We start from the raw sequence: 11,229 nt of genomic DNA, 5'->3' as shown, positions 1-11,229 counted from the left end.
CGGTTCAACGTCTCAGGAGACGTTCACGATCGCGGTGTCCGACGTCGATGAAGTGGATGTCTCTGCCGTCTCGGACATAGATTCTTCTGCGAATTCGATTGCCGAAAACGCCGGTGAAGGTACGCAGGTCGGCATTACTGCTCTCGCCACCGATGCCGATGTGTCTGATTCCGTGAGTTATACCGTCGATGATGCACGCTTCTCGGTCGACAGCAATGGCGTTGTGACCGTGGCGTCGGGTGCAACCTTTGACGCAGAAACCGAAAGCTCAGTCGATGTCACCGTCACGGCAACCTCAACCGATGGTTCCGCATCGCAGGAGACCTTTACAGTCTCCGTCACCGACATCAACGAGCAAGTCGTTGCAAATGACGACGGTGCCTCGGTTGGCGGTACTGCAACGACTTTCTACTACAGCGACGATGACGGAGAAATTCACCTGATTGGAGCCGATGGCAGCGATGCTGTTATCGGGTCAACCGGTGTCGGGCCTCTCACCGACATTGCTCTCGATCCAGATGGCAACCTTTATGGTGTCAGCTTTAGTCAGCTTTACAGCGTTGACCCGCAAACTGGTGCTGCTACACAAATTTCGACAAGCTCCTTCCCAAGTTCCGTAAATGCACTTGAATTTGGGCCCGACGGGACGCTCTATGCTGCTGGTGGTTCAGGTGACCTTTATACGATTGATGCTGATACTGGTGTCGCAACACTGATTGGCAACATGGATTATGGATCCGCAGGTGATTTGGCCTTTGCAGGTGGATCTCTGTATCTTGCAACCTCAACAGGTGACGTGGTCGAAATTGATCCGGCGACTGGTGACACTGTCAGTGTCGTGACAACTCTACCGTCAACGAGTGCATTTGGTCTTGTTGGGGATGCGGCCGGCAATCTTTATGCTCTTACCGATGACAAGATGGTTTATCAGATTGACCCGGAAACTGGGACAATCTCGACACCGGACAACTACTCCATGAGCGACGGGGGTTGGGGCGCAGCCGCAACCAGCTCATCCTCTGAGGATGTCTCAAGCCAGGTCGAAGGCAATGTGCTCTCGAACGATCTGGACCCTGAAGGCAACATGTCTGTCACCAACATTCGTTTTGACGGCGCCGATCATGTTCCGGGCACTGAAATTCAAGGTACCTACGGAACCATTACGATCAATACTGACGGGACCTATACCTACAGCCTTGACGAGACGAAAACCGAAACCAAAGGCCTGGCAGAAGGTGAAACGGCAGAAGAACTGTTTACCTACACTGTGACCGATGGTGGTGGATTGGCGGATACCGCAATACTGAAAATCAGTGTCGAGGGCTACAACAATGCCCCTAGCGCGGTTTTGCTTGATGGTGCTGCTGCTGACACAACGACACATACTTTGGCGGAAAATGATGCGGGTGCCGTAATCGCATCGCTTACCACCGTTGACGCTGATTCCGGTGACACCCACACCTACAGTGTCGACGATAGCCGATTTGACGTGGTCTCGGGCCAACTCAAGCTCAAAGACGGTGTAAGCGTGGATCGCGAAAGTGAAAACTCGATCACGGTCAATGTGACAACAACTGATGAAAATGGGGCGTCCCACACCGAGGAAGTTACGATTGCCATATCCGATGTAGACGAGGCAGATGTCGCATCGGTTTCTGATACCGACACAGCCGCAAACGCTATCGCGGAAAACGCAAGCGCGGGCACTCAAGTCGGTATCACGGCACTGGCTTCGGATGCCGACGCTACCGACACGGTTTCCTATTCTGTCGATGACAGCCGGTTTTCCGTTGACGGCAATGGTGTTGTCACAGTTGCCTCCGGAGCTTCTTTCGATGCTGAGACCGAAGGCTCTATTAATATCACCGTCACGGCAACATCGACTGATGGATCGTCCTCTCAGGAAACCTTCACAGTCACTGTGTCGGATATTGATGAATTCGACATATCCTCGGTTGCCGACGCAAATGTATCTGCCGATGCTGTTTCAGAAGACGCCGCGGCCGGAACGCAAATTGGCGTATCTGCACAAGCAAGTGATGCGGACATTACCGACGGCGTCTCCTACACTGTTTCAGACAACCGATTTACCGTCGACGCAGACGGGCTTGTTACAGTCGCTGAAGACGCCAACTTTGACTACGAGAATGAACCGACGATCTATTTGACGGTTACTGCTACGTCAGACGACGGCTCCACCTCGCAGGAAACCTTCGAGGTTTCAGTGGCGGATGTCGCGGAGGCCTATCAGCTTCAAGATGGCCAAACGACGTTTACCGATGATGGCGTGGCTGAAACATCCATTACCGGCACTGATGCAGCCGAGACGATTACCGGCCACGACGACGGGGCAACCATTTACAGTGGTGGCGGAGACGACACGATTTATGGCGGTGATAGTGCCGATCACATCATGTTCGGCGAAGGTGCCGATACTGTCTATGGCGGCGACGGCAACGACTTCATTGATGATGAAGTGGGAACGCAACCCAACATGGACGCCAACTACCTTGACGGTCAGGGCGGCAACGACACGATTTACGGCGGTGGCGGTGACGACACGCTGATCGGTGGTGAAGGTTCAGACTTTCTTTCCGGTGAAAATGACAATGATACGCTGCAAGGCGATGCCGGAAGTGACAACCTATACGGAGGTGCCGGCGACGATGTTCTAGAAGGCGGCTCAGGCAACGACTACCTGGATGGTGGTGGTGATAACGACATTGCTGTTTTCTCAGGCTCCTTTGCAGACTATACCATCAGCAAGAACGATGACGGCTCCTATACGGTTGCTGACAATCGCTCAGGCTCACCGGATGGAACAGATACGGTTCACAACGTCGAAACTTTCCGGTTCGCCGACGGAGATGTTCTTGCCGGTGACCTTGTTGCCGAGGACATCGGGACCGTCAGGGATGCAGATACGACTGCCAACACCTTTTCTGAAAATGCCGTTGCGGGCACGACAGTGGGCATTGCTGCTTTCGCTGAAGACGGAAACACATCCGATACCGTCTCCTACAGCGTCGACGATAGTCGTTTTACTGTAGAGGCCGATGGCACAGTTAAAGTCGCAACTGGTGCAACCTTTGACTATGAAAACGAACCGCAAATCACAATAACAGTGACGGCAACTTCAACGGATGGATCGACCTCCAATCAAAGTTTCACACTGGATGTTGCAGACGTCGCAGAAAACCAGCAACTGGCTGATGAAGGCATAACGTTCACAGACACAGGTGTTGCTGAAACGAGTATCACGGGCGGAATTGGCGATGACACGATCACCGCACATGATGATGGTGGAACAATCTCCGGGGGCGCTGGTGCGGATATCCTGACCGGCGGTGCCGGCTCGGACACGATTTATACCGGTTCCGGCGCCGACACTGTGGATGGTGGTGACGGTTCCGACACAATTTATCTGGATGACAGTGACGGCGGGAGAACCAACACAATCGTTGACACCGGTGCGTCCGGTACAGATACGATCATGCTGAACTCAGGGGGCGGTACCTACCGGGTTCAAGGTGACTTCTCAGCAGCGTCGGGCATTGAGGTGATTGATGGTTCGACCGCAACCGGCGATCAACTGGGAACGAAAGACACTCGAGCAAATTTCGACTTCTCAAATGTTACATTGACTGGTGTTGACGAGATCATCGGAACGACAAACGGCGACACCATAGTTGGCTCGTCCGGTGATGATAAAATCTCGCTGGATGCCGGAAGCGATACAGTAACCGGCGGATCAGGCAATGACGAACTTGACGGAGGTGACGGAACCGACACCGCCATCTATTCCGGCAATTTCACCGACTATGATATTTCCGAAAATGTCGACGGCAGTTACACAATCACAGACCTTCGAATAGGTGGTCCTGATGGCACGGACACAGTCTCGAACGTTGAAAATTTCCGGTTCGCCGATGGCGACGTTCTTGCTGGCGATTTAACAAATTCAGATGTTGGCGCTGTCACGGACAACGACAGTTCTGCGAATACCATCCACGAAACAGATGGCGGTGGCACTCTTGTTGGTGTCACAGCAGCTGCGAGCGATCCCGACGGAGACAGCGTGAGCTACGTGCTCAATGACGACCGGTTCGAGGTCAGTGCTGATGGGATAATTACAGTTGCAAACCATGCGTTTTTTGACAGCCAAGCCGAAAGCTCGATCGATCTTACCGTGACTGCTACGTCGGCAGACGGATCGCAATCCAGCGAAACCTTCAGTATCTCCGTCGCTGGAGACTATGATTATGAGGCAGTTGGAGGGCTGGCAAACGGCTATTTCAGCGAAACAACCCAGTCAGTGTCCATAGACGGCATTGGCGGCGATGATCAGATTTATACCGGTGACTACAATGATCGCCTTGAAGGTGGCTCCGTGGACGGGAACGACATCCTGTCTGCGGGCGGTGGGCGTGATTTGATCTTTGGAAACGGCGGTGCGGACAATATTTACGCCGGTGCAGGAGACGATGTCATTATCGGAGGTGCCGGAGACGACAATATTCTTGGAGAAGACGGGTCCGACCTCTTCATGCACGGGCTTGGCGATGGAAGCGATACTATCTCTGCAGGACAAGGTGCAGCCTGGACCGATGTGATCGACCTGGGCGGAGGCGCAGGCGTGGTATCGGCCGGTGAATACGGTACCGACTGGACAGTGACGGTCACCAGCGGGTCAATAGAAAGTACGGATTTGGACACCGGGAAAATTGATCTTTCCCAGGATGCAGACGGCTATATCGATTTCTCGGACGGAAGCCGCGTTACCTTTAACGACGTTGAAGAGATCCGGTGGTAGCTGATGTCACCGGACAGCGGAAACTGACAAAAGCCCCCCCGGAAACGGCGGGGCTCTTTTCTTGTTTACAGGTCTATTGTACGCAATCGGCGCTGAGGGATATTACCGTTCGCTGAGCGGATCGCCAATTGCACGCGTGACGGGTTTCAGCATGTATTGAAGAACGGATTTGGATCCTGTCACGATTTTCGCATCGACCACCATTCCAGGCGAAATCGTCTCTGCGCGCGAACCTTCCCCGATCTGATTGGATGTCAGGGGTATCGTCGCCTTGAAAAAATAGTTTCCATATTCATCCCGGAAGCTGGAGGCCGAGATAACAGACACCTCTCCTTTCAAGGTCCCCTGAATATTTGGATCGAAAGTCGTGACGGCAATTTCCGCCTCATCGCCGACTTCAACATGGCCGATATCGCGCGGAGAAATACGCACATCGGCGACAAGCTCGCTGTCGCTCGGGACTATTTCCGCTACCACATCACCCGGCGCCAGAACACTGCCTGGACCTTTCAGATAGAGTGCCTTGATGTGTCCGGAGGCCGGAGCACGGACAAACAAACGCTCGAAACGGTCTTGCTGTTTTTCCGCTTCGAATGAAAGCTCGTTGCGTTCCTGGACAACGCGGCTTCGTTCCTCTGCCAGCTCTTCTTCGGCGACAGCGGCCGATCTTTGCAGCCCTGCCTGAGCTTCTCTCAATTGTGCTTCGACGCGGCCTTTCATACCGCTCAACTCACTGAGCGAGCTCTGTGCATTTTGCAGCGACGACTTGGCATCGAGATAGCGCCGCTTGGACGTGTAACCCTGATCAAAGAGCGATTGTTGGATCTCAAACTTTTCCTGTTCAATTTCAATTTGTGTCTCTTGCAGCCCGATCCGTTCTACAACACTAGAGAGTTCGGCTTCCTTTTCACTGATACGGGCCATCAGCGCTTGTTGTTCCTGCTCGAACGCTCTCTGTTGCGCGACAAAAGCTGCCTGCTGTGCCTCAGAAAAGGTTATGCCATTGCCCAAACGCAGACCCGAGGATTGCTCCCGAGTGGTGTTGGCTGCGAGACGTTGTTCTTCGGTTGCCAGAAAACGCAGTCTTGTTTGCACTCTTTCGAGATCGCTGGATGTTGCGGTTTCCAAAAGGCGCACCAATGGTGTTCCTTCATCAACCAACTGCCCCTCCTGCACCAGAACTTCAGCAACGATACCACCCTCGAGATGGCCGACGGTCTGGACTTTACCGGCAGGCGCAATTTCACCGTTGGCTTTGGCGACTTCGCGCACCTGTCCAATTGCAGCCCAGGCTAAAAATGCTGCAGCACTGATAGAAAGGGTCTGAAGAACGCGTTTGTAGGCAACCGGCGGTGGGCCTTCCTCGAGTTCCAACGGAATGTCGAGAGCTATTTCTTCAGCGGTGGTTTTACGATTAAACATGAGGTTGTGACGCTGACCCGTACTTTGGGGCCAACTATTGGCGACTAAAGTAAACATCCACTGAATCAATTTCTTAGATTGAGTTCCTATCGCCGGGTAAGTTTCCGCAATTCGTGCGTTGATTTTGAGTTTCTGTGCGCTGGCAGACGATAAAAAACACCGATTCAGGCTTTGACCGAAGCGTAACTCCGTGCATTAATGTCACAAGTATCTGTCCATTTCGCAAAAACGTGTGACGCTTTGGGAGGGCGCATGGCAGAAGCAGAAACGGTGATCGCGGAAGAGCGGGACGGCGCACTTTTGCTCACACTAAATCGGCCTGACCGATTGAACGCCTTCAATGAAGGAATGCACAATAGTTTGTTTCGGCATCTGAAGACCGCACGTCAAAACGACGACGTAAGGTGCATTCTCTTGACAGGAGCCGGTCGCGGGTTTTGCGCGGGTCAGGATCTTTCCAACAGAGACATGCGCGACGGAAGCGAAGCTCCTGATCTCGGCCTAACGCTCGATACTTTGTATAATCCACTCATCCGCGAAATCCGATCAATGCCGAAACCGATTGTGTGTGCGGTAAACGGGGTCGCGGCGGGCGCTGGTGCCAACATAGCGTTGGCATGCGATATTGTGCTCGCGGCGCGATCGGCGCGGTTCATCCAGGCATTTGCGAAAATAGGTCTCGTGCCCGATTCTGGTGGCACCTGGTTGCTACCCAGGCTGATCGGCGAAGCAAGAGCCAAGGCCCTTGCAATGACGGGTGAGCCGCTCAATGCAGAAACCGCTGAAGAATGGGGCCTCATTTGGAAAACCTATCCGGACGCTGAACTGCTACCGGAAGCCGAAAAGCTGGCCGCACATCTGGCAGCAGGTGCGACCAAGGGATTGGCGCTGACCAAGAAACTTATACAAGATGCTGCGGGCCAGACGCTGGATCGGCAACTGGACGCTGAGCGGGATGCACAAAGACAAGCCGGCAGGACCGCAGATTATCGTGAAGGCGTATCTGCCTTTCTTGAAAAGCGCCCTGCCCGTTTTTCAGGATCATGAGCTAACAGCCGGAGATGCGTATGTCCCCCGAAGAACTCGCACAAGCGTGCGCTGATCGCATGTGGTCGCAAGATACGGCCTCGCAAAGTCTGGGCATGGCTCTCGATAGCGTGGGTCAAGGAAAGTCTGTGCTTACCATGTCGGTCACGGAAACCATGACCAACGGACATGGTATTTGCCATGGTGGTTACATTTTCACGCTCGCTGACAGCGCATTTGCCTTTGCCTGCAATACATACAATCAGGTGACTGTTGCCCAACACTGCGACGTTACTTTTCTTGCACCTGCACGCCTGGGAGATCGATTGACCGCAAGCGCAGTCGAAAGATCACGTTCCGGCCGATCAGGGCTATATGACGTGACAGTTCGAAACCAACACGGTGATGTCATTGCGGAATTTCGCGGCAACTCAAGAACGACAAAAGGCACCATCTTGCCAGAATAATGCGAACGCAGATTTCTAAGCGTTCCAAGGGAGACAATCATGGAAAACCTGGCCCCACACCCTGGCGACCTTGAGCCCATCGAAACGGCATCAAGAGACGAAATATCCGCGCTGCAACTGAAACGGCTGCAATGGTCTGTGGCTCATGCGTACGAGAATGTACCGCTGTTCAAACAAAGGTTTGATGCAAAGGGCGTGCATCCTTCCGATCTCAAACAACTTGATGATTTGTCGAAGTTTCCCTTCACGACCAAATCGGACCTCAGGGACAATTATCCGTTTGGTCTTTTTGCAGTGCCCCGGGAAAAGATTTCGCGCATTCACGCATCCTCCGGCACGACCGGCAAACCGACGGTCGTAGGGTACACTGCCAACGATATCGAGATGTGGGCGCAACTTGTCGCGCGTTCCATCAGAGCCTCCGGTGGGCGTCCGGGAGACATAATCCATATTTCCTATGGGTACGGTCTTTTCACCGGTGGACTCGGCGCGCATTACGGCGCGGAAAAAATGGGGTGCACGGTCGTTCCCGTCTCAGGCGGCATGACCGAACGCCAGGTGACCTTGATCCAGGATTTCAAACCTCGGATCATCATGGTGACGCCTTCGTACCTTCTGTCCATCCTGGATGAATTTCGCCGCGAAGGCATCGACCCAAGAGACAGTTCGCTTGCTGTGGGCATATTCGGAGCCGAGCCCTGGACAAATGCCATGCGGCTGGAGATCCAGGATGCCTTCGATATGCACGCCGTCGACATCTACGGTTTGTCGGAGATACTCGGGCCCGGCGTTGCCAATGAATGTGTAGAGACAAAGGACGGGCTTCACATCTGGGAAGACCACTTCTACCCGGAGATCATCGATCCTGTTACCGGCGACAACCTTCCTGACGGTGAAATCGGTGAATTGGTGTTCACCACCCTGACCAAGGAAGGTTTGCCGATGGTTCGCTACCGGACACGGGATTTAACCCGGCTCCTTCCTGGCACCGCGCGTTCCATGCGTAGGATGGAAAAGGTCACGGGTCGTTCCGACGACATGATCATCCTCAGAGGCGTCAACGTCTTTCCGACACAGATCGAAGAACAGTTGCTGAAATGCGAGGGGCTGTCGCCGCATTTTCAGATTGAACTGACAAAGGACAACCGTCTCGATGTCATGACAGTACATGTCGAGGCCCTGCCTGGCGCTGCATCTTCAGATCAAAGACGCGCTTCTGCCAAGGAACTTGGCCATCATATCAAGAGCGTTATTGGCGTGTCCGCCCTTATCGATGTGACGGAACCAGGCAAGGTCGAACGGTCTGCCGGCAAGGCAAAACGAGTGGTCGACAATCGGCCGATAGACTAGAAAATCAAACGATCGCCCGCCAGGAAAGCGAGCAATCGAAAGGTCGCGTATCTGCTACGACGACGCAGTCGGCCACTCCTTGGCGACCAAAGTGAGGACATCATATTGCGCTACAGGCTCGTCGTTTTGATTTGAGACGAGGCAATCCCAGCGAACTTCTCCATAATCGGCTGAAATACGCGGCGATATCTCCTTGGCCGTCAACTGAACTTTCAAGGCATCGCCGGCGTTGACGGGTGTAAGGAAACGCAGGTTGTCGACACCATAATTTGCAAGAACAGGCCCTTCTTCCGGTTCAACAAACAGACCGGCCGCAAATGAGACAATCAGATAGCCATGCGCAACGCGGCCTTCAAAAAACGGATTGCGTTGTGCCGCGGCCTCATTCATGTGGGCATAGAAGGTATCTCCCGTAAACTCCGCGAAGTGTTCAATATCTTCAAGAGAAACCGTCCGCTCCCTGGTTACGAGCTGATCTCCTATTTTAAGTTCTGCCAGTGACTTCCTGAATGGATGGCGGCTATCGGCTCTGCCTTGCTCCCCGGCAATCCATCGTCCGGTTACGGCGCCAAGAAGATTGGGTGCACCTTGAATGGCGGTTCTTTGCATAAAGTGTTTGACGGATCTCAGGCCACCAAGCTCTTCTCCCCCTCCAGCACGGCCCGGGCCGCCGTGAACGAGCATTGGCAAAGGTGAACCGTGACCGGTTGAAGTTTTGGCGCTTTGACGATTTCCGATCAGCACCCGACCGTGAAATGGTGCCATGCCGAGCACCGTTTCTTCGGCAACCAAGCGGTCATTTGTAAACAGTGAAGCGACAAGCGATCCCTTGCCCTTGTGGGTGAGCGCGATAGCGTCTTCAAGAGAGTCGTACGGCATGAGCGTTGCCACTGGCCCAAAAGCCTCAACGGCATGGATGGTTTCGGACACCAAGGGGCGGTCGCAATAAAGCAGGACCGGCGCTTCGAAAGCTCCTTTTTCCGGCACATTACCCGAACCACCATAGACAGCTTCAGCCTCCGTCTTCAATTCCTCGACGCGCGATTGCACCTCGTCTTTTTGCCCTGCAGAAGCAAGAGGCCCCATGGTGACCGTGTCATCTCTTGGGTCTCCTATCCTCAGTTTCTCAAATCGGGCCTTCAAGGCGTCCCCAACTGCCTCAGCCGTGTCGCGTGGAACAATAATCCGACGGATGGCGGTGCATTTTTGTCCCGCTTTGACAGTCATCTCCCGAGCCACTTCCCTAACGAACAGGTCGAACTCGCTTTCCCCTTGTTTTGCGTCCGGTCCAAGCACGGCGGCATTGAGACTGTCGGCCTCCATCGAAAACCGCGTCGAATTTCGAACCATAGACGGGTTCTGTCGCAGCATCTGGCCGGTGGCGGCAGATCCAGTGAATGTAACGACATCTTGTCCCGTCACATGATCCACGAGGTCGCCTGCAGAACCGCAGAGCAGTTGAAGAGCCCCTTCAGGAAGTATATCGGCGGCCAGAATGTGCCTAACCATGAGTTCCGTGAGGTAGGCGGTCTGACTGGCCGGTTTTACAAGACAAGGCACACCGGCGATCAGAGACGGTGCAATCTTTTCCAACATACCCCAGCAGGGAAAATTATAGGCGTTGATGTGGACAGCAATCCCTTGCAATGGCGACAGGATATGCTGTCCTGAAAACGAGTTATCGCGCGAGAGAGGCTCAATTGCTCCCTCGGTAAAGACACGGGTATTCGGCATTTCCCGACGCGCCTTCGAAGAATAGGCAAACAGCGTTCCGATACCGCCTTCGATATCAATCCAGCTGTCCTTGCGGGTTGCGCCTGTTGCAAAACTCTCTTGGTAGAATATTTCTTTTTTCTCCATGAGCGTTTGCGCCAGGCTTTTAAGCATCAGCGCTCTCTCATGGAAGGTCATTTTACGCAAAGCTGTGCCGCCCTTGCTGCGCCCGTAGGCCAGCGCCCCGGACAAATCGAGACCATCGGCATTGATGTTTGCAACGGGCTGACCGGTCGCGGCATCAAGAAGCAGTTTGCCCTCGCCTTTTCCACTTCGCCAGGAACCGCTGAGAAAGCTCTCAAGGCCGCGGACTTTTTGAGAAACCACCGTCATGAAATTTCTTCCAGTTCTTTGAAGGTTGTGCCGCATCACGGCCGT

The 11,229-nt window shown here is 53.8% G+C and carries 6 protein-coding genes; 4 read left to right on the top strand and 2 right to left on the bottom strand.

The features are described 5' to 3' along the window. The first annotated feature begins 34 nt into the window (after window positions 1-34). The gene (locus tag Q0835_RS30395) at window positions 35-4,813 is read left to right on the top strand and encodes a VCBS domain-containing protein (protein WP_366142393.1); all 4,779 of its coding nucleotides are present in this window, start codon (window positions 35-37) and stop codon (window positions 4,811-4,813) included. 102 nt (window positions 4,814-4,915) lie between these two features. Here Q0835_RS30395 and Q0835_RS21605 read toward each other — a convergent pair whose 3' ends face one another. Further along, on the bottom strand, window positions 4,916-6,235 hold the full coding sequence (locus Q0835_RS21605) for an HlyD family type I secretion periplasmic adaptor subunit (protein ID WP_298815375.1): 1,320 nt from the start codon (window positions 6,233-6,235) through the stop codon (window positions 4,916-4,918). Between the two features lie 252 nt (window positions 6,236-6,487). Between Q0835_RS21605 and paaG the strand changes: the two genes are divergently transcribed. The 3 genes from paaG to paaK are packed head-to-tail and all read left to right on the top strand — an operon-like array spanning window position 6,488 to window position 9,078. Then, window positions 6,488-7,282 (top strand): 2-(1,2-epoxy-1,2-dihydrophenyl)acetyl-CoA isomerase PaaG, encoded by a 795-nt coding sequence (gene paaG, locus Q0835_RS21600; protein WP_298964174.1) that lies wholly within the window; start codon window positions 6,488-6,490, stop codon window positions 7,280-7,282. 20 nt (window positions 7,283-7,302) lie between these two features. After that, on the top strand, window positions 7,303-7,728 hold the full coding sequence (gene paaI, locus Q0835_RS21595; RefSeq protein WP_298815372.1) for a hydroxyphenylacetyl-CoA thioesterase PaaI: 426 nt from the start codon (window positions 7,303-7,305) through the stop codon (window positions 7,726-7,728). A 39-nt stretch (window positions 7,729-7,767) separates the two neighbouring features. Next, entirely contained in the window at window positions 7,768-9,078 is a 1,311-nt protein-coding gene (gene paaK, locus Q0835_RS21590; protein WP_298964173.1) for a phenylacetate--CoA ligase PaaK, read from the top strand. Between the two features lie 54 nt (window positions 9,079-9,132). Here paaK and paaZ read toward each other — a convergent pair whose 3' ends face one another. Continuing rightward, window positions 9,133-11,184 (bottom strand): phenylacetic acid degradation bifunctional protein PaaZ, encoded by a 2,052-nt coding sequence (paaZ, locus tag Q0835_RS21585; RefSeq protein WP_298964171.1) that lies wholly within the window; start codon window positions 11,182-11,184, stop codon window positions 9,133-9,135. Between the last annotated feature and the right edge of the window lie 45 nt (window positions 11,185-11,229).

Origin of the sequence: uncultured Roseibium sp., from assembly GCF_947499295.1 — a bacterium.
GTDB lineage: Bacteria > Pseudomonadota > Alphaproteobacteria > Rhizobiales > Stappiaceae > Roseibium.
Note: the sequence above shows the minus strand (reverse complement) of the source record. Positions and strands in the feature narration are given on the sequence as shown.

What these genes read in the sequence shown, in the direction of transcription:
- paaZ (WP_298964171.1), bottom strand. Translation starts at nt 11,184, where the DNA reads ATGACGGTGGTTTCTCAAAAAGTCCGCGGCCTTGAGAGCTTTCTCAGC.
- Q0835_RS21605 (WP_298815375.1), bottom strand. Translation starts at nt 6,235, where the DNA reads ATGTTTAATCGTAAAACCACCGCTGAAGAAATAGCTCTCGACATTCCG.
- paaG (WP_298964174.1), top strand. Translation starts at nt 6,488, where the DNA reads ATGGCAGAAGCAGAAACGGTGATCGCGGAAGAGCGGGACGGCGCACTT.
- paaI (WP_298815372.1), top strand. Translation starts at nt 7,303, where the DNA reads ATGTCCCCCGAAGAACTCGCACAAGCGTGCGCTGATCGCATGTGGTCG.
- paaK (WP_298964173.1), top strand. Translation starts at nt 7,768, where the DNA reads ATGGAAAACCTGGCCCCACACCCTGGCGACCTTGAGCCCATCGAAACG.